Below are 22049 nucleotides of genomic sequence, written 5' to 3' on the forward strand. Positions count from 1 at the left end.
TATTCGATAGGTTCGTGAAGCACCACCAAAAAATGCTGCATTGCACCATTCAAATCGATTAGCAGAGTAAATCCGCGTTAATCTTTGAAATCCTTCGTCATTTCAAGCTTGAAGCAGTCTGGTATCAGCTCGCCTCGCGCAGTTGCTCGGCGGTCTGGAGATCGACCGACACCAGCTGGCTGACGCCCTGCTCGGCCATGGTGACACCGAAGAGACGGTTCATGCGCGCCATGGTGATCGGGTTGTGGGTGATGACGACAAAACGCGTTTCCGTTGATGCCGCCATTTCGTCCATCAGATTGCAGAAACGTTCGACATTGTGATCGTCGAGCGGCGCGTCCACCTCGTCCAGCACGCAGATCGGCGCCGGGTTGGTCAGGAACACCGCAAAGATCAGCGCCATTGCGGTCAGGGCCTGCTCGCCGCCGGACAAGAGCGTCATAGTCTGCGGCTTCTTGCCGGGCGGGCGGGCAAGGATTTCAAGACCGGCTTCCAGCGGATCTTCCGATTCAATCAATTGCAACTCAGCCGTGCCACCCCCGAACAGATGCGTGAACAGGCGCTGGAACTGCGCATTCACCACTTCGAACGCGGCAAGCAGCCGCTCGCGGCCCTCGCGATTGAGGCTCTGGATCGCCTGGCGCAGTTTCTTGACCGCCTCGATGATGTCTTCGCGTTCGCTGACAATCGCCTCGAGCCGCGCCGACAACTCTTCCTGCTCCTCCTCGGCCCGCAGGTTGACGGCACCGAGGCGCTCGCGCTCGATCTTCAGCCGTTCCAGATTGCGGTCCGTCGCATCGACATCCGGCAAGGGATCGTTGGGGCCAAGGCCGGTCAGCTTCATCGCTTCATGCGGCGCGCAATTGAGGGCTTCGGCAATGCGGGTTTCGGCATCCTGGCGGCGTTCCTGCGCAGCCGCAAGGCGCTCTTCAGAGCGTGCCCGACCTTCGCGCGCCGTGGCCAGCGCCTGAATGGCATCGGTGGCGGCACGGTCGAGTTCCTGCTGGCGTGCTTCGGCGACAGCCAAGCGGTCACCGGCTTCCTTGCGCAACGCTTCCGCTTGCGAGAGCTGCGACAGCAGCGCCCGATTGCGCTCGGCAATTTCATCCGGCGCATCGACCAGATCGGCAAATTCTTCTTCCGCTTCCTGTCGCCGTTCGGTCAAAGATTCGATCTGGCGGTCGGCATTCAGCGCGCGGTCTTTCCAGCTCCTGCGTTCAAAACCGATGGACTCCAGGCGCCGCATGCGGTTCTCGGCCTCGCGGCGCAAGCCTTCATGCACGGCACGTGTCTCGGCGAGCGCCGCCCGGTCGGTCATGACCTCGGTGGTCAGCTGGCTGAGGCGGATATTGACTTCTTCCAGATCCGGCGCGCGGGCGAGCCGGTCTTCTGCCTCAAGGAACTGTTCCTGTGTTTCTTCAAGCGTTTCGGCGAGGCGGGCCTTGCCCTCGTCCAAAGCGGCGCGGCGGCTGGAAAGCTGGCCTGCAGCCCGTTCGGCTGATGCAAGCGCCTCGCGCGCATCGCTGACAGCCCGCTGCATGGCCCGCCAGTGATCGCGAGCCATTCGCTCGTTCTCGACCGATTGCCGCACAGCAGCTTCGGCCGCAGCGATCGCTGCTTCCGACTCACGCAGGCGCCTCGTCGCTTCGACAACTTCGATATCCAGCTCGGCGAGGCGGTTTTTCTGGGCCAGACGCTGTGCCGCCGGTGTCGGTGCATCAGCGCTTGCCGTATAGCCATCCCAGCGCCACAGCGCACCGGAACGGCTGACCAGCCGTTGACCCGGCTTCAGCGATGCCTGAATGCGCGCGCCATCCGCCTCGTCGACAATGCCGATCTGGGCAAGACGGCGGGCCAGTTGGCGCGGCGCGTTGACGACACTGGCAAGGGTTTTCAGCCCGGCTGGCAGTGCGGGATCATCACCGGCACCATCAATATCGCCCCAGAAAACCGGAGCGCTGCGATCCAGCGGCGCATCGAGATCTTCACCAAGGGCCGCACCGAGCGCAATTTCAAACCCCTTTTCGACCTTTACCGCTTCGACAACGGCGGGAAACAGGTCCGACCCGCCGACATTGATCATCTTTGCCAAGGTGCGGGCTTCAGTCTCGATGCGGTTGAGATTGCTGCGGGCGTCCTGCACCGGCTGGCGCAACTGCGCTTCCGTGCGGCGCGCCGTCTCGACGGCCGCTTCCGCCGCCAAAGCGCCTTCCTCGGCCTGTTCGAGTGTGGCTTCGGCTGCTTCAACCAGCGCCTGCTTCTCGATGGGATCGGCAAGCGCCGCAATCTGCGCTGTTATGGCGGAGAGATCGCGTTCCACATCGCCCATCTGGCGGGCAAGGCGGTCACGGCGTTCGGTGCTTTCGCGCAAATTGCGCTCGATCTGCGCCCGTTCGGCGGTGGCTTCGGCGCGTTCAGCCGTTACCTTGGCAAGGGCTGCTTCGCTCTCCCGGAGCTTGGCATCGGCCCGTTCAAAATCGGCGCGGGTTGCCAGTTCGTGTTCACCCGCATTGGCGTTGTCCTGGTTGAGCGAACGCTCTTCCGCATCGAGACGCGCCAGAATATCGGCATTGTCGCGCACCATCTGCTCTTCGCGGGCAATATCGGCGGTAAGCTGCGCCAGCCGCTTTTCCAGCTCCGACTGGCGGGCACGGATACGCTGGGCCTCTTCCTCGATCTGCGAACGGGCGATGGTCAGGCGCTGCAGGGCTGCGGCAGCCTTGGCTTCCGCCTCACGCAGATCCGGCAGCTTGTGTGCGCCGATTGCCTGTTCCTTCGCTGCGTTCATCTGGACCTGGGCAAAATCGCCAACACCTGACGTCGCGGCGGACAGAGCGGATTGCGCCTCGGCCTCCTGATTTTTGGCGACGGCCCACTTCAGATGCAGGAGGATCGCTTCCGAACGGCGGATATCCGCTGACAGGCTCTTGAAGCGATTGGCCTGACGCGATTGCCGTTTCAGGCTCTCAATCTGGGTTTCCAGCTCGCCGACGACGTCTTCCAGCCGCTCCAGATTTTGTTCCGCTGCCCGCAGGCGCAGTTCCGCCTCGTGGCGGCGGGTGTGCAGGCCGGATATGCCGGCAGCTTCTTCGAGAAGTGCCCGGCGGGCCTGCGGCTTGGCCTGGATAAGTTCGCCAATGCGGCCCTGACCGACCATGGATGGCGACCGGGCGCCGGTCGACTGGTCGGCGAACAGCAGCTGCACGTCCTTGGCGCGGGCATCCTTGCCGTTGATGCGGTAAACCGATCCCGCCTCACGTTCGATACGGCGCGACACCTGCAATTCATCGGCATCGTTGAAGGTTGCCGGGGCGCTGCGGTCGTGATTGTCGAGAAAGAGCGTGACTTCGGCCGTATTGCGCGACGGGCGCGTGCCGGAGCCGGAGAAAATGACGTCATCCATGCCGGATGCGCGCATGTTCTTGTAGGAACTTTCGCCCATGACCCAGCGCAAGGCTTCCACGAGATTGGATTTGCCGCAGCCATTGGGGCCGACAACGCCGGTCAATCCGCTTTCAATGACGAATTCGGCGGGTTCGACGAAGGATTTGAAACCGAGGAGGCGGAGTTTCGTGAAGCGCATCAGAGGCCCTTCCCGCACAAAACCGCAAGGGCGGACGCGGCAAGGCGTCCGCCTGAATTCAGCAGGCAGCTATCAGAGTAGACCGTCGATAATCGCTGACATTTCGTCAACCGATAGGGCTCCTGCATATTTCGTGCCGTTGATGAAGAAGGTCGGCGTAGCATTGACGCCGAAATCCTTGGCTCCGCGGTCACGCGATGCATTCACATCATCCAGAAGTTTTTGGTTCGTCAAGCAAGCGTTGAACGACTCCTGTGTAAAACCGGCCAATTTGGAGATTTGCATCAAAGGTTCTACTGCATTTGCCGATGCGGCCCACTGTTCCTGCTGTTTGAACAGCACATCAACAAGCGGATAGTAGCGGTCTTCCGGGGCGCAGCGGGCCAGCATGAAGGCAGCGGCAGCGCGCGGATCGAACGGGAATTCGCGCAGGATGAGCTTGGCCTTGCCCGTATCGATGTATTTTTCCTTGATCGTCGGCAGCGTGGCAACGGTGAAGTGCGCACAATGCGGGCAGGTCATGGAAGCGTATTCGATGATGGTGACCGGAGCGTCGGCCTTGCCCATCACGATATCCTTGAGCGGACCCTGCTCCATCAGCTTGGCCTGATCGACCTTCCCGGCGGATTCCGGGATCTTGACGGCGCCGGGCACCGGCGTCGCGGCAGGCTTGGCCGCATCTTCTGACCATGCCGGGTTGCCCGCTGTCACAGCGAGCGCCGCCGTCGATACGGCCGCGAGGGTCAGAATGTTTCGGCGTGTCAGCATGTCAGTCATAAGGATCACCTGTCTCCGGTGTTGATTATGCGTTGTTTGACTCCGTAGAGCCCTATGGCAGTCTCTTTAAGGCAGAGCTTGCCATCTGTCTTTGAATTTTTCGTGATCTGAACGGGATAAAATCAGGCAGAACGTGTTTCAGCGCTTGATCTTTTCCGCGTGGATGCTTTGCCCGAGCCGTTCCAGCGCCTCGCGCAGGCTATCGTCCTCGATGGCTTCGACGACGCGACTGATCTTCCCCCTGGTTGCCGCATCGACCGGCGGCAATGCACGCCGCTTCGGCGCGGGCAGCGTGATGGCCTTCTGCTCGATCTTGATGCGGCCGACTGCGGCAAAGCCGAGAAAGGCATTGACCCGGCTGATGATTTCACCGGTCTCGTGCTGGATGCGCATGGCGGTGAACCCCTGGCAGGCAATCACCAGCGTCGCCGGCTGGAACGGGTCGTCCTCATGCGCACGGCGCGGCCACAGGAGCTTCAACGGGCGGGACTGGTCACCAAGAGCGGGGCCAACCACTTCTTCCCAAGCCTGAACAAGCTCTATCGTGATCCCGGCGCGCTTGCGCAGGACTGGATCGAGCACGCCCGATGCGGGATCGGCCAATGGCCGGAATCCCCTTTGCTTGCGGTCATCGCTCATTATATCGGTTGCCCCGCGTGTGGAATGGAAGCGTCAGCGGCCATTATAGCCGCGAAACCACTCAACAAACAGGGGAATACCCTCCTCCAGCGTCGTCTTCGGGCAAAAGCCCAGATCGCGCGTGGCAAGGTCGATATCCGCATAGGTGCGCTCGACATCCGCCGGGGGCATTGGCTCGAACTTTTTGACGGCTTCGCGGCCCACAGCCTGCTCGATGATTTCGATAAAGCGCAGCAGGGCCACCGGATTGTTGTTACCGAGATTGTAGACCGGTGCGGTTTGCGCCGGATTGGACAGGATGCGGTTCACCGCACCAAGCACGCCGCTGACAATATCATCGATGAAGGTGAAATCGCGCGCCATCTTGCCGTGATTGTATACTTTGATCGGCTCGCCCTTTGAAATGGCGTCCGTGAACAGCCATGGCGCCATGTCAGGACGGCCATAGGGGCCATAAACCGTGAAGAAGCGCAGGCCGGTCGAAGCGATCTTGTGGACGTGCGCATAGGAGTAGGCCAGCAGCTCCGCCGAGCGCTTTGTCGCCGCATAGACGGAAACCGGATTATTGACCGGATCGCTCTCGGAAAACGGCACCTTGGTATTGGCGCCATAAACCGACGACGAACTTGCATAGACAACCGGCGGCTGCTTCGGCATCACGCGGGCCTGTTCAAACACAGTCACCTGTCCCTGAACATTGGCATCGACATAGGCGGCGGGATTTTCCACGGAGTAGCGCACACCCGCCTGAGCCGCCAGATGCACGATCACATCGGCATCCATGTCACCGGCAATCGCGGCGCGCAATTCTTCCGGTCTGGCAATATTGGCACGGGCAAAGCGGATATTGGCGAGGCTTCCTAGCGCCAACAGGCGGGTCTCCTTGAGGGCGACCTGATAATAATCATTGAGGTTGTCGATGGCGATGACCTCAAAGCCTTCCCTGGCGAGCCGCCTTGCCACGTGAAAGCCGATAAAGCCTGCCGCTCCGGTAACAATCGCTTTCATGTCAGAACTTTATCCTCAACCCTTTTATCATGCCACTAGTGCAGCCTTGTCCTGTTCGGCGCGGTCCGCGATTTCCCGCACCGACAGATAGGGTGTCGGACCGGAAATCGTGCAAATGAGCAGCGTCACGTAGATGAAGACCGCATCGGTCGCGTCGTGCCCGAACATGATGCCAAACATTCCCGTGATCACATAAGCCGTCACGAGCAGCAAGGAAAGCGCCGTCGTCAAATCCCGCCCGGGTCCGGGTTCCTTCAGGCGCGCGGCGACAATGGGTGCCGACAACAGCAGAAGCAGCGCCAGGACCCCCAGCACCCCACCATCGACTGCCGCATTCAAAAAGCCATTATGGACATGCGTGAACAGCATGTATTTCTCGGGAGGCAGATCCAAAGCCCTGTTGACCGACTGCATGCGGTTTTGCGGGCCCTGTCCGACAAGCGGTGACGCGAGAAATGCCTTTTCAGCGCCGCTCCACAACAGGAGCCGGGCACTCAGCGAGCTGATGTTGTTGGGATCTTCGTCCAGCTGTACGATGTCGGTCTGCAGCGCGCTGTAGCGGTCCATGATCTTCGGGACTGCCGCGAGAGCCACGACCACGAGCAAAAGCGCCATCAATAATTTAACGGTTCGATTGATCGACGGCAGCGTCTGGCCGCGCAGGTACCAGAACAGGATGGCACAGTGAAACGGGATGACCAGCCAGGCCGACCGGGTGCCGGAAAGGAACACGCAGACCAGCCCGCAGGTGAAGCCCGCAACCGCAATCAGCCGTTCGGTTTTGCTTTGCGAGTGGACATTGAGCAGGGCGATGCTGCCGAACAGCACGGCAAAAAGCCCGAAAACCGCAGCATTGCCCGCACCGCCGGTGGCACGGCTCTCATGCAGGAGCATCTGGACCACGCTGTAAATCAGGGCGCCGATCATTCCGATGCCCGCGCCGGTCACGAAGAATGGACCGATACGCCCGTCGAGACTCACCCTCAGTCTGGGGATAATGGCCCAGACCGCCAGGAACGGGATCATCTTCAAGAGATATTCAGCACCCTTCGCCAGATTCGGGCTGAGAAGCACGACGAAAACCGTCACCAGGACATAGGCGGTAAAAATCCAGCCGATAATGCGGTCCTGGCGCGTCATCTGCCAGGGAAAGCGCCGCAGGACCAGAGAAATTATCGCCCAGAGGAAGGCGCAGACCAGCGTTACCGAGGTTCCGCTGACCAGCAAGCCGGGAAAAAGTGCAAACAGGAAAGTGAAGATGCGATTGTTGCGATCAATACCGACGAGACGCCCTTTTGTGGGTAGCAGCAGGGCGTTGGTCAACTGAGCTGGGAACATTTATGAATCCGAATGTTCTTGAATTTACTTTCGCAACCGTTTCATGAGAAATGTCACTTCACTTCCCTGTAAAGCAGTTTTGAATTGATGCAACCAATAACGAATGAACTGCTCGCCTGGTATGATAGCCATCATCGCATTTTACCCTGGCGCATAACGCCGGGGGATCACAAGTCCGGAATTGTAGCTAATCCCTACCGCATCTGGCTGTCGGAAATCATGCTTCAGCAGACGACGGTCGAGGCGGTAAAACCCTATTTCCTGACCTTCATACGCAAGTGGCCGACGGTGATGGACCTGGCCGCCGCCAGCCAGGATGACGTGATGCGCGCCTGGGCCGGGCTCGGCTATTATTCCCGCGCGCGCAACCTGAAAAAGTGCGCCGATATCGTGGCAGCGGACTTCGGCGGGCATTTTCCCGCCGATCTTGCCGGGCTCAAATCATTGCCGGGAATCGGCGATTATACGGCAGCGGCCATCGCATCCATTGCCTTCGGCATGCCGATTGCCGTTGTCGACGGCAATGTCGAGCGTGTCATCACGCGCCTCTATGCCCTGTCGACGCCCCTGCCCGCGGCGAAGCCCGAAATCCGGCGGCTGATGCAGTTGCTGACCCCCGGCAAAAGACCGGGTGATTTTGCGCAGGCGATGATGGACCTCGGCGCAACCATCTGCACGCCCAAGCGGCCGGCCTGCGTGATCTGCCCCCTCAACGACAATTGCGAGGCACTGAAAACCACGGACCCGGAGTTTTTCCCGGTGAAGGCGCCCAAAAAGGACAAACCTGTTCGCCTTGGTGCGGCGTTCATCGCCGTTTCCGCCGATGGCGAAGTCTATCTGCGCGGGCGGGCTCAAACGGGATTGCTCGGCGGTATGACCGAGGTGCCGACGACGGAATGGACCTCCCGAATCGACGGCGAAACGGGTATCGATGCGGCTCCCTTCGGTGCGCAATGGGTACCCAGCGGCACAATAACCCATATTTTCACGCATTTTGAGCTGCGCCTGACGATCTACGCGGCCCGTAATGTGCAAAAGCCGGCCGGCAGGGATGGCTGGTGGATCAGCGTGGAGAATCTGGACAATGAGGCATTGCCGACGGTGATGAAAAAAGCCATTGCTGCCGCAATACCGGATGCTTTCGAGAAAAGAAGGAAAGAGGCATGACACCCGTCAAACACATCGTTTTCGACATCGGCCAGGTTCTTATTCACTATGATCCCGATGTTGCTTTCCGCAGTGTCATTCCGGATGCGGCCGAACGCAAATGGTTCTTCGACAATGTCTGCACACACGCCTGGAACATCGAACAGGACCGCGGCCGCAAATGGGCCGATGCCGAAGCCCTGCTGATCGCCGATTTTCCCGACCGCGAGCACCAGATCCGCGCCTTCCGGCAGAACTGGCACCAGATGATCACCCATAGTATCGATGACAGCGTCGTCATCATGCGCCAGCTGATCGCCGACGGGCACGATGTGACGATGCTGACGAATTTCGCCTCCGATACGCTGCGCGAAGCTTGGCAGCGTTTCCCGTTCCTGACGGAAAGCCGCGGCGTGACCATCTCCGGCGATATCGGCCTGATCAAGCCTGACAAGGCGATCTATGACCACCACGTCGCAACATTCGGCGTGGATCCCGCCGCCACGCTTTTCATCGATGACAGCGCCAAGAATGTCGCCGGGGCGCAGGCCGCCGGATGGCAGTCGGTGCAATTCATCGATCCGCAAACGCTGCGCGCTGACCTCAACCGCCTCGGCATCCGCGTCTGATCCGCTGCACACAACGAAACGCCCAAGGTCTACCTTGGGCGTTCCGGGATCAGAGCGGTACTGGAGGTCTCGTCCGATCAGATTGGGATTTATACGCCGGCGGAAGCCATTCCGTCGCGGACCTGCTTGCGCAGCTCGTCGATCGGCTTGAGCTTGCCGTCTTCCTCATAGTGCCAGAACGTCCAGCCGTTGCAGGCATCAAAACCCTGCACCTTGGCGCCCATGCGGTGGATCGAACCCGCATCGCCATTGCTGGCAACGGTTCCGTCAGCGCGCACGATGGCCGCATGACGCTGGCGAACATCACTCAAGACGACGCCTGGCTTCAAGAGCCCTGCTTCGACAATGCTGCCGAAGGCAACACGCGGCTCGGCCCGCTTGCCGGTCATCACCTTGAGTTCGGCACCGCCCAGTTCCTCGACCGAGGCAATCCGGCTCATCGCCGCGTCGATGTATTTCTGTTCCCGTTCAACGCCGACAAAATGGCGGCCCAGACGTTTGGCGACCGCGCCTGTTGTTCCTGACCCGAAGAATGGATCGAGAATGACGTCGCCGGGTTTGGACGAAGCCATGAGAATACGGGCCAGGAGGGCTTCCGGCTTCTGGGTCGGGTGGATCTTGTCGCCATTCTCATCTTTCAGACGCTCCGCACCGGTGCAGATGGGAAACAGCCAGTCGGACCGCATCTGCAGATCGTCATTGGCAGCCTTCATCGCTTCATAGTTGAAGGTGTAGCCCTTACCCTTCTGGTCGCGCGACGCCCAGATCATGGTTTCATGCGCGTTCTGGAAGCGGCGGCCACGGAAGTTCGGCATGGGGTTGTTCTTGCGCCAGATGATGTCGTTGAGCATCCAGAATCCGAGATCCTGCATGGTGGCGCCAACGCGGAAGATATTGTGATAGGAGCCGATGACCCAGATGGTGCCGTTCGGCTTCAGAACGCGGCGGCAGGCAAGCAGCCAGGCGCGGGTGAAGGCATCATAGGCCTGGAAACTGTCGAACTGGTCCCAATGATCGTCCACGGCATCGACCTTTGACTGGTCCGGGCGATGCAGATCGCCATCAAGCTGCAGATTGTAGGGAGGATCGGCAAAGATGACGTCGATCGAATGGTCGGGCAGACGATTGAGGGCGGCAACACAGTCGCCTTTCAGGATCGTGTCGAGCCAGGCGGATTGCGGCGCAGCCTGGGGCAGGTCATTGACGAGACGAACAACGGACATGGGATACTCGATTACTGGAGACGCGTTACTGAACTGACCTTATGGTTACCGAGCAGGGTAAACATCGCGTTAAAGCCGACGGATATCCGTGAATGAAAACAATGCGCTTTTCTTTGACGCATCGCCAATAAGAGTGTAGTCGATGCCGGTAATCCCCCAGACTTGACCCAAAGCTGCGCGATGCAGCTATTTTTCACGAACAGGTATGACGTAATGGAACCCCAGCTGATTATTTTCGACTGCGATGGCGTGCTCGTCGATTCAGAGATATTGGCCGCCGAAGTCGAATCGAAACTGTTGACGGAGTCGGGCTATCCGATTGAAGCCGAGGCCATCGCCGAGCGCTTTGCCGGACTGACCTGGACCGACATCCTCATTCAGGTGGAGAAAGAATCGGGTGTCCCGATTTCCGCGTCGCTGATCGAGGAATCCGCCCGTCAGATGGACCACAAGCTGCGCCATGAACTGAACGTCATCGAGGGTATCGAACCGGTCGTCGCCGCGCTCAAATACCCCAAATGCATTGCCTCGAACTCGACCAGTGCGTCGCTGAAGATGATGCTGGAGCAAAGCTCGCTCTACGAGCTCTTCGCTCCCAATATTTTCTCGGCGCGCGAAGTGGGAACCCGGAAATCAAAGCCGGCGCCGGATGTCTATATCTACGCCGCCAAGCATTTCAACGTCGATCCTGCCCGCTGCATCGTGATCGAAGACTCCGCGCATGGCGTGCATGCGGCGGTGACCGCAGGTATGCGGGTTATCGGTTTTACCGGCGGCGCCCACACCTATCCGGGCCATGCGGACAAGCTGACCGATGCCGGCGCTGAAACCGTCATCAGCCGCCACCGCGACCTCCCCGCCGTTATCGAGGCAATGGCGGTCTGGTCAGAGGCCGTCTAGGATCAGCTGATCCGGCAAAAACTTTGGTGCGTGGTTCGACAAGCTCACCATGAGGGAAGTGGTTTGGCTGCAATGCTAATCGCAAAGGTTGCAGAATATAACTCCCTGCAATCTTCACTCTCCCTCATGGTGAGCTTGTCGAACCACGCACCACGATTTCTGCCATTCAAACAAAACAAAAGGCACCGCCAAAGCGGTGCCTTTTTCATAAAGCCGGCGGCGCCAGCCTTATCTTACTTCTTCTTTTTCGTCTTGGTCTTTGCCTGGGAATCATCCGGGCCTTCGTCGAATCCGATGAAGACCTGAATGTCCTTCGCTGTCGGCGTCGGGAAGCTGACATTGGGGTCGTTGAAAATGAACTGCGATGCGGCCGAGGTATCGGTCGCCGAAATCGGCTGCCGGTAGAGCTTGGAATACAGCACATTCGATCCCTGCATCACAGCAACGCGGATCGGCATGGTCAGCGTGCCGGGGCTGAATTTCGGGCCGGGAACGACCTTGCCGGAAATGGCGACATTCATCCCGAGCGTACCGCCGTTGCGCTGGCAGGAGCGCGTCTCGTCGGCGATCGATGCCTGATAGATCAGGTTTTCCGGTGCCTTTGGCGCCTTGCCGTAATTGTTGAAGATGGCTGTTCCCTCGCGGATCGTCACCGGCGGGCAATAGGCGGTCAGTTCCGTTGCGGTGATACGCGCCTGTGCTTCCTGTACGGCCGGATCCTTCGATGCATCCTTGGCACCGCTGGTGGAGCATCCCGCAAGACCCACAGCGAAAATCATGCCGCAAAGTTGATAGAAGGGCAGAGATTTATGTGTTTCTGACTTCATGAACTGAACTTTCCTTGACGAACGGACCTGTTCTATACCAACGGTGAGGTAAGAATGCGACGGTGCTTTCCAGCTTTCTGCCACAGGAGTTGGCTGGCTCGCAAGCGCGGTACAAAAGGCGAATGATATGAAATATGCAAGCACTCGCGGAGAAGCGCCGGTTTTGGGCTTTTCCGATGCCCTTCTGGCTGGTCTGGCGCGCGATGGCGGCCTTTATCTGCCTCAGGAGTTTCCACAGTTTTCCCCTGAAGAGATTCGCGCCTTGCGCGGCAAGAGCTACGAAGAGGTGGCAATCCGCGTCCTCACCCCGTTCATCGCCGGCGATATCGATCAGGCGGATTTCGAGCGCATGGTGCATGAAGCCTATGCAACCTTCCGCCACAGGGCGGTCTGCCCACTGATCCAGACCGGCCACAATGAATTCGTCCTTGAACTTTTCCATGGCCCCACCCTTGCATTCAAGGATGTCGCCATGCAGCTGCTCGCCCGGCTGATGGACTACATCCTTGCCAAACGCGACCAGCGCGCGACCATTGTCGGCGCCACATCAGGCGATACGGGCGGCGCGGCCATCGAAGCCTTCGCCAATCGTGACCGCACGGACATCTTCATCCTGTTCCCGCACAACCGCGTCTCGCCGGTGCAGCAACGGCAGATGACGACATCGGCGGCGTCCAACGTGCATGCCCTGGCCATCGAAGGCAATTTCGACGACTGCCAGTCGCTGGTCAAAGGCATGTTCAACGACCTGAACTTCCGCGACTCCCTGTCGTTGTCGGGTGTCAACTCGATCAACTGGGCGCGCATCATGCCGCAGATCGTTTATTACTTCACGGCGGCGGTTGCCCTCGGCAGTCCGGACCGGCCGGTTTCCTTCACGGTCCCGACCGGCAATTTCGGCGATATTTTTGCCGGCTACGTCGCCAAGCGCATGGGTCTTCCCATCGACCGGCTGGTGATCGCAACCAACGATAACGATATTTTGACCCGGACAATCGAGACGGGAAAATATGAAACACGCGGCGTCTTCCACACCACCTCGCCGTCCATGGACATTCAGGTCTCGTCGAATTTCGAACGCCTGCTGTTCGAGGCGCATGGCCGCGATGCCGCAGCTGTTCGTCGCCTGATGGACGGCCTGAAGCAGTCCGGCAGCTTTACCATCGCCGACGCGCCGCTTGCGAAAATCCGCAGCGAATTCGATGCGGGACGCTCAACCACGGCGGATACCGCCCTAGTGATCAAGGATGTTCTGGCACAATCGGGCTACCTGCTCGATCCGCATTCGGCCATCGGCCTGAAGGTCGCACGCGAAAAAGTCGGCGCCGGCGTGCCCAGCATTGTTCTCGCGACGGCGCATCCGGCCAAATTTCCCGATGCGGTGGAAGCCGCAAGTGGCGTTCATCCGGCGCTTCCGCTCTGGCTCGGCGACCTCATGCAGCGAAAAGAACAGTATACGGTACTTCCCAATGACCTTAGAAATGTGGAAGAGTATGTCAGCCGACGTTCAAGAGCGGCAAAGTAAGGAGCACTGAATGGGCGTTGAAATCAGTCGCCTCTCCAACGGTCTGACGATTGCGACAGAGACAATGCCGCATGTGGAGAGTGTAGCCCTTGGCATCTGGGTCAAGGCAGGATCACGTAACGAGGCGAGCAATCAGCACGGTATTGCCCATCTTCTGGAACATATGGCCTTCAAGGGAACGGAAAATCGCTCCGCCTGGAAAATAGCAGCCGATATCGAGGATGTGGGCGGCGAGATCAACGCCGCCACCAGTGTTGAAACAACATCCTTCTATGCCCGCGTCCTGCGCGATGACATGCCGCTGGCCATCGATATTCTCGCCGATATTCTCAACAGCTCCAAATTTGACGCGGAAGAGCTGGAACGCGAGAAAAACGTGATCATGCAGGAGATCGGCGCGGCGCATGACACGCCTGACGATGTGGTCTTCGACCGCTTCACCGAAACCGCCTTCAGCAATCAGACGATCGGACGCACCATTCTCGGCACGCCGGAAACCGTCCAGTCCTTTTCGTCAGCCGATCTGCGCCGCTATATGGATGACCAGTACAGCGCGGAGCGCATGGTTGTTGTCGCTGCCGGCGGCGTCAAGCACGACGACTTCGTCCGGGAAGTGGAAAGCCGCCTTGGCTCTTTCCGGGCAAAGACGACGGCGCCGGAACCCGATGTCGCCCATTATGTCGGCGGAGACTTCCGCGAGCAGCGCGACCTGATGGATGCGCAGGTCGTTCTCGGCTTCGAGGGCCGCGCCTATCACGTGCGCGATTTCTATGCCTCGCAGCTCCTTGCCATGATTCTTGGCGGCGGCATGTCCTCGCGGCTGTTTCAGGAAGTGCGGGAAAAGCGCGGCCTGTGCTATTCGGTCTATGCCTTCCATTGGGGTTTCTCCGACACCGGCGTTTTCGGCATCCATGCCGCGACCGGACGCAGTCACCTAAAAAAGCTCGTCCCCGTCATCATCAACGAACTGCACGAAGCGGCCCGCAATATCGGGCAGGACGAATTGAACCGCGCACGGGCGCAGTACCGCGCCAGCCTGCTGATGTCGCATGAGAGCGCGGCAAGCCGGGCCGGACAGATTGCCCGGCAGATGCTGCTCTACGGCCATGCGGTTTCAACCGAGGAACTGGTGGAGCGTCTGTCCAAGATCACCACGGAACGCCTGACCGATCTTGCCGGGCGGCTGTTCATCGACGCATCGCCGACTTTGGCTGCCGTTGGTCCGATCGCCCCCTTGATGAAGTTCCCTGATATTCGACATGGGCTGGCAACGGCAACGCCGAGCCCACGAAAAATAGCGGTCTAGAGCGTCAACGGCACACCGCCATGATCGCCCTGCCCTTCCTGAAAAGCGCTTCGCCCTTGCTGCAGGGCGAACGGCTTTATCTGCGCCCTCCACAGGTTTCCGATTATCGGGCCTGGGCAAATTTGCGTGCAACGAGCCGGGATTTCCTTGCGCCGTGGGAACCGCTGTGGGCGGATGACGATCTGGAACGCAGCGCATTCCGCCACCGGATTCGGCACTATGACGACGAGGCTGCGGCGGGAACGGCGCATCCCTTCTTTCTTTTCCACAATTCAGATTCCCGCCTTCTCGGCGGCATCACGCTTGGCAATATCCGGCGGGGTGTCGGCCAAAACGGCATGATTGGTTACTGGATGGGCGCGCCCTATGCCGGACAGGGCTATATGAGCGAAGCGCTGCGCCTGCTGATATCCCATGCTTTTACCAAAGTCCGGTTGCACCGGCTGGAAGCCGCCTGTATTCCAAGCAATGAAAGATCGATCCGCCTTCTCGAAAAAGCCGGATTTCAGAGGGAAGGACTGCTACGCTCCTACCTGAAAATAAATGGTACGTGGCAAGACCATCTGCTCTTCTCGCTCATAGAAGACGATGTGCGCGCCAAATAACAAAGGTTGAATTCGTGGCATCATTGACCGGACACATGCTGAAAGGCCTATCGAGGATTTTTGTCCTCCTCTTTTTGATGATGTCCATGCTGTCGGCTGCCAGCGCCTTTGAAACCATCAAGATCACCAAGGAAAGCACCGCACTCGATCTGTCCAAGGCCGTGGAGATTTACCGGAACCAGGGCGAGACCTTCCAAATTTCCACGGCGCCTGGCACCGACGGCATTGTCCGCCGCATCGAGGTGCAGGCCAATGACAGCCGTTCCACCGGCGACTGGGCGGCCTTCTCGCTGGCCAATCCCACCGATGAACAGATCGACCGCCTGATCGTCGCGCCGCATTTCCGCCTGGTCGGATCGGGTTTCATCTGGCCGGATCTCGGCTCGACGCGCATCACCTCCATCACCCCCAGTGAGGGCTTTGCCCTCGACAGGCAGGCCAGCGAAGACGCCGACATTTTCCTGGTCACTCTCAATCCGGGTTCGGTCATCACCTTCGTCGCGGAACTCGCCTCGCCCAACCTGCCGCAGGTCTATGTGTGGGAGCCGAATGCCTACAAGGACACGGTCAATTCCTACACGCTTTACCGAGGCATCCTGCTCGGTATTGCCGGTCTTCTCGCGCTGTTCCTGACCATTCTTTTTGTCGTCAAGGGAACATCGCTCTTTCCGGCGACCGCAGCCATGGCCTGGGCGGTTCTTGCCTATATCTGCGTGGATTTCGGCTTCTGGAACAAGCTGATCGAGATTACGCCCGGCAATGAACAGGTCTGGCGGGCGGGCACCGAAGTGGCGCTTGCAGCGACACTGGTGATCTTTCTCTTCACCTACCTCAATCTTAACCGATGGCATGACAATTTCAGCTACGGTGCGCTGACCTGGATTCTGGGTCTCGGCATTCTCTCTGGCGTGGCCATTTTCGATCCGCCCATCGCGTCCGGCATTGCGCGCTTTTCCTTTGCCCTGACGGTGATCGCCGGCATCGTCCTCATCGGCTTCTTTTCATTCCGAAGTTACGACCGGGCAATCATGCTCATACCGACCTGGCTGCTCCTGCTTGTCTGGCTGCTGGGAAGCTGGCTGACCGTCTCCGGCATTCTTGCCAATGACATCGTCCAGCCGGCGCTCGGCGGCGGGCTGGTGCTGATCGTCCTCCTCATCGGATTCACGGTGATGCAGCACGCCTTTTCCGGCGGCGCCCTGCAGCAGGGGCTGTTTTCCGACGTGGAACGGCAGGCGCTGGCCATCATCGGTTCCGGCGACATCGTCTGGGACTGGGACGTGCCGCGCGACCGCGTCGTCACGACGCCGGACCTTACCAATTTCCTCGGTGCTTCGGCGAGTTCGCTGCACGGCGCCGTGCGCAACTGGCTGCCAACGCTGCATGCCGATGACCGCGACCGTTTCCGCACCACGCTCGACGTCATTCTGGAAAACCGCCGCGGCCGCATCTCACAGACCTTCCGCCTGCGCGCCAATGACGGCCACTACTACTGGTACACGCTGAAAGCCCGCCCGGTGATCGGTTCCGACGGTGAGATTGTCCGCTGCGTCGGCACCCTCATCGATGTCACAGAGCAGAAAAAGGCCGAAGAGCGCCTGCTGCACGACGCGGTCCATGATAATCTGACCGGCCTGCCCAACCGCGAACTGTTCCTCGACCGCCTCGGCTCCGTCATCACCATGGCGCAGACCGAAAGCAAGATCCGCCCGACCGTGTTCATCATCGACATCGACCGCTTCAAGCAGGTCAATGACGGGCTCGGCATGTCGGCAGGCGATACGTTCCTTCTGACCGTCTCGCGGCGCCTGCACCGCCTTTTGCGGCCGCAGGACACATTGAGCCGTCTTTCCGCCGATCAGTTCGGCCTTATCCTGGTATCGGAAGTCGAGCCGGCGCGCATCGCCGCCTTTGCCGAAGCCGTCAAACAGGCCATCCGCGCGCCCATTGCCTTCGCCAAGCGCGAAATCGTCCTGACCGCATCACTTGGCCTGATCACCTGGACCAGCGGCAGCACGGCCTCTCCGGAAGACCTCGTGAAGGACGCCGAGCTTGCCATGTTCCAGGCGAAACGCTTTGGCGGCGACCGGATCGAACCCTTCCGTCCGGCGTTCCGTGCGGTGGGCAGCGACAAGCTGCAGCTCGAATCCGACCTGCGCCGCGCGCTCGAACGCCACGAAATCCACATTGCCTATCAGCCGATCGTGCGGTTGGAGGACAACACCATTGCCGGTTTTGAAGCCCTGATGCGCTGGGATCACCCGCGCCGCGGCTCGATACCGCCATCCGAATTCATCCCGATTGCCGAAAGCTCGGGGCTGATCGTGCAGCTTGGCCTGTTCGTCATGCAGCATGCGGCGGAAGACCTCGTCAATTGGCAGCGCACCATCGGCGCCACGCCGCTGTTTGTCTCGGTGAACATATCGAGCAGCCAGCTGATCCGTCAGGATCTCATCGACGATGTGCGCTCGGTGCTGACCCAGACACAGATCGATCCGGCCAGCCTGAAACTGGAACTGACGGAATCCCTGATGATGGAGAATCCCGAGCGGTCCGCGCACGTTCTCTCCAGCATCAAGGCCATGGGCGTCGGTGTATCGCTGGATGATTTCGGAACGGGCTATTCGTCCCTCTCCTACCTCACCTCGTTCCCCTTCGACATGATCAAGATCGACCGGTCATTCCTCAAGGCCGAGCAGCCGCAGAAAGTCACGCTGCTGCGCTCGATGATCAGCATGGCGCATGACCTCGGACTGTCGGTTGTGACGGAAGGCATCGAGAATGAGAGCGACGCGCTGCAGTTGCGCCAGATGGGCTGCGAATATGCCCAGAGCTTCATGTTCAGCCCGCCGCTGACGCTCGATGTCGCGACAAAGCTGCTGCGCGAGCAGTTCCAGCAGTCAAAGGCATCGTAGGATCAGGCGTGGCCGGCGACGGTGGCGAGGCGTGACGGGTCAACGCCCATATGCGCCAGCAAACGGTCATACTTGCTCTCCAGGTCGGTGTCGAAGAGCAGTTCCTGCGGCGCGCGGCAGGTAAGCCAGCCATTGTTGGCGATCTCGTTTTCAAGCTGCCCCGCCGCCCAGCCGGAATAACCCAGGGTCATCAGGGCACAGCGCGGGCCGCGGCCGCCGGATATGGCGCGCAGAATATCCACCGTGCCTGTCAGGCAAATCTCTTCCGAAACCGGCATGGTGGAATCCGTCAGATAATCGTCGGAATGCAGGACAAAGCCGCGGCGCATCTCCACCGGTCCGCCATTGCGCACGATGAAATCGCGGGTGCAGTCAGGCAGCATGATGGCCTGATGTTCGTCGAGAACGCCGAGCTGCACGAGAATGTCGGAGAATTCCATCTCCTGGGGGCGATTGATGATCAGCCCCATGGCACCCTTTTCCGAGTGCGCACAGACGTAGATAACCGAACGCGCGAAGCGGCTGTCGTCCATTCCCGGCATCGCCAGAAGGAATTGACCATTCAGAAATCCGGTCTCTTTGTTCGCCGTTCTGAAAATATCCATCGAACAAAGGTATCAAGGATTGCGCAAATGACAACGGTTTTGAACGAGGAATTGTAAAAAGAGCCGCAATCCGGGCGCGTTCGCGCAGGATATAACGCGCGCCTCACATAGAAATGATGAGCAAATTCCGTGACATCCTTGATAAGGCCGAAAAGGCCTGCAATGGTCCGCGCATGAACACGAACACGCCCATTTTTCTCGCTGCAGCGTTGACTGTTGCGGCTTTTGCCTCGCCGTCACAGGCTGGAACCTCCGAGTGGACAAAGACACCCGGCGGCAGCGTCCGGCTGATTGTCGACAATCCCCAGAAGGGCGTAAGCGAAGTACACGGCGCGGTACAGATCAATCTCGATCCGGGCTGGAAAACCTATTGGCGTGAACCCGGCGATGCCGGTGTGCCGCCGGAACTCGCGCTCTCCCAGGAGGGCAACATCAAAAGCTATTCGCTCGGGTTCCCTGCGCCACACCGGTTTGAGGACGGCACTTCGAAGTGGTCGGGATACAAGAAATCCGTGGCACTGCCGGTTATCCTGACACTCGCCGACCCCTCCAAGCCAGCCCAGTTCAAGGGCCATGCGTTTCTCGGCATCTGCGAGGCGATCTGCATTCCCGTCACCGCCGAATTCGATATTTCCATCGACAACAGCCCGTCGGACGCGCTGACGAAAACGCTTGTCAGCGATGCATTTGCCGCCCTGCCCGACAAGGCATCGGCTTCGTTCGGCGTGAAAAGTGCGGTGCGCCGCGGTGATCATGTCAAGGTTACCGTTCAGCTGCCGACGGATCAGCCGCAGACCGACCTCTTCGTTGCCGGCGAAGGCGGCGTGACGTTTGGCATGGCGAAACTGAAAAGCCGCGAGACGACAACCGCCGTGTTCTCGGTGCCGGTTCTCACCGGCAAGGACAAGAAGGCCGTGACACTGAACTACACCCTGGTCCAGGGCGAGAAGGCGGTTTCAGGCAAGCTTGAGGCACAGGAATAGCACCAGTCTACCCTCGACTTTTGATCATGCACGCCCTATCTGCATAGGGCTAATTTTGTTCATATGGAGCCAATTCATGACAATCAAGGTAGGCGAGCGTTTGCCGGACGCCACGTTCAAGACAAAATCCGATGACGGTGTCAGCGAAGTCAGCTCAGACAGCCTGTTCAAGGGCAAGAAGGTGGTGCTTTTCGCTGTACCGGGTGCCTTCACCCCGACCTGCAGCATGAACCATCTGCCGGGCTATCTTGAAAACCGCGATGCCATTCTGGCCAAGGGTGTCGACACCATCGCCGTTGTCGCCGTCAACGATCCGCATGTGATGGGCGCGTGGGCCAAGGCCACCAATGGCGAAGGCAAGATCCAGTACCTGTCCGATGGCAATGCGACCTTCACCAAGGCTGTCGGCCTGGATATCGACCTTGCTGCCGGCACGATGGGCGTGCGCTCCAAGCGCTATTCCATGCTGGTTGAGGATGGCGTGGTCAAGGAACTCAACATCGAGGACTCGCCCGGTCAGGCTGTGACCTCAAGCGCAGCGACCCTGCTCGGCCAGCTGTAAACAGCGACAGAGCGAACTCATGCAAGGGGCCGGTCAGACCGGCCCTTTTGTTTGCTCAGGATTTGTTTTTGAACGGCGCCATGCCGGTTCGGGCGAGCTCATCGGCACGCTCATTCTCCGGATGTCCCGCATGGCCCTTGACCCAGTGCCAGACAACCTTGTGGCGTTTGCGTGCCTCATCCAGCGCCTGCCAAAGCTCGGCATTCTTCACAGGCTTCTTGGCGGCGGTTTTCCAGCCGTTGCGCTTCCAGCCCTCGATCCAGCCGGAAATGCCATCACGGACATAGACCGAATCCGTATAGAGATCGACCGAACAAGGCTCCTTCAGCGCGTTGAGCGCGGCAATGGCCGCCATCAGCTCCATACGGTTGTTCGTGGTATCCGCTTCACCGCCGGAAAGCTCTTTCTCATTGCCGTTCCAGCGCAGGACCGCACCCCAGCCGCCGGGTCCGGGATTGCCCGAGCAGGCGCCATCGGTAAAAACCTGTATCGACTTCACGAGGCGGCACCCGCTGGCAACAGGCCATATTCCTCAGCGGATTTGATCTGGCGATGGAAGCGCATGCGGCGGACATATTCCATCGGGTCCTTCTTGACGACGAAACTGCCCTCGGGAACGGTCAGCCAGTCGTAGAGCCGGGTGAGCATGAAACGCAGCGCCGAGCCGCGCGCGAGGATGGGCAGGCTCTCCGCCTCCTCCGCCGACAGGGGGCGAACGGAATTATAACCGCGCAGCAGTGCCGTGCCCTTGGTCAGATTGAAGGAATGGTCCTTTTCAAAGCACCAGGCATTCAGGCAGACCGCAACATCATAGGCGAGCAGATCCGTGCAGGCGAAATAGAAATCGATCAGGCCGGAAAGCTTGTCGCCAAGAAAGAACACATTGTCCGGAAATAGATCGGCATGGATGACACCGGCCGGCAGGTGTTGCGGCCAATGGGCTTCGAAGAAAGCCAGATCGGCTTCGGTCTCGCTGGCGAGGCCCGGCTCGACCCGATCGGCATTGGCCTTTGAATTGTTCCACAATGGCCGCCAGCCGGCGACGGAGAGCGCGTTCTTGCGGCGCATGGGGAAATCTGCTCCCGCCACGTGCATGCGCGCCAGCGCCTCTCCCAGCGCGTGGCAGTGCTGCACCGTGGGCCTGCGCATCCACATGCCTTCCAGGAAGGTCACGATGGCGGCCGGGCGGCCCGCAAGTTCACCGATGCTGGAACCGTTCTTCTGCCCGACGGGCAAGGGACAGCTGATCCCCTTCCCCGCAAGGTGCTGCATCAGCCCCAGAAAGAACGGCAGATCATTGCTGTTTACCCGCTTTTCATAGAGCGTCAGGATGTAGGAGCCCTTGCTTGTATGCAGCAGATAGTTGGAATTCTCGACGCCTTCGGCGATGCCCTTGTAGGAGAGCAGGTTGCCGATGTCATAATCCCGAAGGAAGTGCGCGAGATCGATTTCGTTGATATCGGTATAGACAGCCATAA

The 22049-nt window shown here is 59.6% G+C and carries 19 protein-coding genes; 9 read left to right on the forward strand and 10 right to left on the reverse strand.

Annotated features, from left to right (window positions below; translation table 11 throughout):
• Positions 1–124 precede the first annotated feature (124 nt).
• The 5 genes from smc to ACP7B1_RS20300 all read right to left on the reverse strand — a co-directional run bounded on the left by smc (position 125) and on the right by ACP7B1_RS20300 (position 7345).
• Positions 125–3583 (reverse strand): chromosome segregation protein SMC, encoded by a 3459-nt coding sequence (smc, locus tag ACP7B1_RS20280; protein ID WP_426137222.1) that lies wholly within the window; start codon positions 3581–3583, stop codon positions 125–127.
• Between the two features lie 72 nt (positions 3584–3655).
• Entirely contained in the window at positions 3656–4360 is a 705-nt protein-coding gene (locus tag ACP7B1_RS20285; protein WP_346307053.1) for a DsbA family protein, read from the reverse strand.
• Positions 4361–4498: 138 nt separating this feature from the next.
• Positions 4499–4999 (reverse strand): DUF721 domain-containing protein, encoded by a 501-nt coding sequence (locus tag ACP7B1_RS20290; RefSeq protein WP_223611516.1) that lies wholly within the window; start codon positions 4997–4999, stop codon positions 4499–4501.
• Between the two features lie 33 nt (positions 5000–5032).
• Positions 5033–6007 (reverse strand): SDR family NAD(P)-dependent oxidoreductase, encoded by a 975-nt coding sequence (locus tag ACP7B1_RS20295; protein ID WP_346307054.1) that lies wholly within the window; start codon positions 6005–6007, stop codon positions 5033–5035.
• Between the two features lie 27 nt (positions 6008–6034).
• The gene (locus ACP7B1_RS20300; protein WP_403170432.1) at positions 6035–7345 is read right to left on the reverse strand and encodes an O-antigen ligase family protein; all 1311 of its coding nucleotides are present in this window, start codon (positions 7343–7345) and stop codon (positions 6035–6037) included.
• A gap of 87 nt (positions 7346–7432) precedes the next feature.
• Here ACP7B1_RS20300 and mutY point away from each other — a divergent pair, with 87 nt between their 5' ends.
• On the forward strand, positions 7433–8512 hold the full coding sequence (gene mutY, locus ACP7B1_RS20305) for an A/G-specific adenine glycosylase (protein WP_346307056.1): 1080 nt from the start codon (positions 7433–7435) through the stop codon (positions 8510–8512).
• Positions 8509–9120, forward strand: coding sequence for an HAD family hydrolase (locus ACP7B1_RS20310; protein WP_346307057.1), 612 nt, complete (start codon positions 8509–8511; stop codon positions 9118–9120). Before mutY ends, ACP7B1_RS20310 begins: the two co-directional genes overlap by 4 nt.
• Positions 9121–9209: 89 nt before the next feature.
• Here ACP7B1_RS20310 and ACP7B1_RS20315 read toward each other — a convergent pair whose 3' ends face one another.
• Positions 9210–10343, reverse strand: a complete 1134-nt coding sequence (locus ACP7B1_RS20315; protein WP_346307058.1) for a site-specific DNA-methyltransferase — start codon at positions 10341–10343, stop codon at positions 9210–9212.
• A gap of 213 nt (positions 10344–10556) precedes the next feature.
• Here ACP7B1_RS20315 and ACP7B1_RS20320 point away from each other — a divergent pair, with 213 nt between their 5' ends.
• On the forward strand, positions 10557–11243 hold the full coding sequence (locus ACP7B1_RS20320; RefSeq protein ID WP_223611522.1) for an HAD family hydrolase: 687 nt from the start codon (positions 10557–10559) through the stop codon (positions 11241–11243).
• Positions 11244–11476: 233 nt separating this feature from the next.
• Here the strand turns inward: ACP7B1_RS20320 and ACP7B1_RS20325 are convergent, their stop codons facing one another.
• Complete coding sequence (locus ACP7B1_RS20325) at positions 11477–12070, reverse strand: hypothetical protein (protein ID WP_288193813.1); 594 nt, start codon at positions 12068–12070, stop codon at positions 11477–11479.
• A gap of 127 nt (positions 12071–12197) precedes the next feature.
• Here ACP7B1_RS20325 and thrC point away from each other — a divergent pair, with 127 nt between their 5' ends.
• Genes thrC through ACP7B1_RS20345 form a run of 4 tightly spaced genes read left to right on the forward strand, consistent with a single transcriptional unit; the run spans position 12198 to position 18421 of the window.
• A complete protein-coding gene (gene thrC / locus ACP7B1_RS20330) occupies positions 12198–13595 on the forward strand; it encodes a threonine synthase (protein ID WP_346306719.1) in 1398 nt (465 codons plus the stop codon).
• Between the two features lie 10 nt (positions 13596–13605).
• Positions 13606–14901: a M16 family metallopeptidase gene (locus ACP7B1_RS20335; RefSeq protein WP_403170416.1), complete on the forward strand. Its 1296-nt coding sequence runs from the start codon at positions 13606–13608 to the stop codon at positions 14899–14901.
• A gap of 20 nt (positions 14902–14921) precedes the next feature.
• Positions 14922–15506: a GNAT family N-acetyltransferase gene (locus tag ACP7B1_RS20340; protein ID WP_426137223.1), complete on the forward strand. Its 585-nt coding sequence runs from the start codon at positions 14922–14924 to the stop codon at positions 15504–15506.
• 35 nt (positions 15507–15541) lie between these two features.
• The gene (locus tag ACP7B1_RS20345) at positions 15542–18421 is read left to right on the forward strand and encodes an EAL domain-containing protein (protein ID WP_223612378.1); all 2880 of its coding nucleotides are present in this window, start codon (positions 15542–15544) and stop codon (positions 18419–18421) included.
• Positions 18422–18423: 2 nt separating this feature from the next.
• Here ACP7B1_RS20345 and ACP7B1_RS20350 read toward each other — a convergent pair whose 3' ends face one another.
• A complete protein-coding gene (locus ACP7B1_RS20350; RefSeq protein WP_223611527.1) occupies positions 18424–19026 on the reverse strand; it encodes a YqgE/AlgH family protein in 603 nt (200 codons plus the stop codon).
• A gap of 116 nt (positions 19027–19142) precedes the next feature.
• On the opposite strand from ACP7B1_RS20350, the gene ACP7B1_RS20355 reads away from it, so the two are divergent.
• Positions 19143–20009: a protein-disulfide reductase DsbD domain-containing protein gene (locus ACP7B1_RS20355; protein ID WP_346306378.1), complete on the forward strand. Its 867-nt coding sequence runs from the start codon at positions 19143–19145 to the stop codon at positions 20007–20009.
• 76 nt (positions 20010–20085) lie between these two features.
• Positions 20086–20571, forward strand: a complete 486-nt coding sequence (locus ACP7B1_RS20360; RefSeq protein WP_346306379.1) for a peroxiredoxin — start codon at positions 20086–20088, stop codon at positions 20569–20571.
• Between the two features lie 55 nt (positions 20572–20626).
• On the opposite strand, the gene rnhA is transcribed toward ACP7B1_RS20360, so the two are convergent.
• Positions 20627–21070 (reverse strand): ribonuclease HI, encoded by a 444-nt coding sequence (gene rnhA, locus ACP7B1_RS20365; RefSeq protein WP_105737018.1) that lies wholly within the window; start codon positions 21068–21070, stop codon positions 20627–20629.
• Positions 21067–22047, reverse strand: coding sequence for a homoserine kinase (locus ACP7B1_RS20370; RefSeq protein WP_403170403.1), 981 nt, complete (start codon positions 22045–22047; stop codon positions 21067–21069). The genes rnhA and ACP7B1_RS20370 overlap by 4 nt, the downstream gene beginning before the upstream one ends.
• Positions 22048–22049: the final 2 nt, after the last annotated feature.

This window comes from Phyllobacterium sp. SL163 (assembly GCF_049896885.1).
Lineage (GTDB): Bacteria > Pseudomonadota > Alphaproteobacteria > Rhizobiales > Rhizobiaceae > Phyllobacterium > Phyllobacterium calauticae.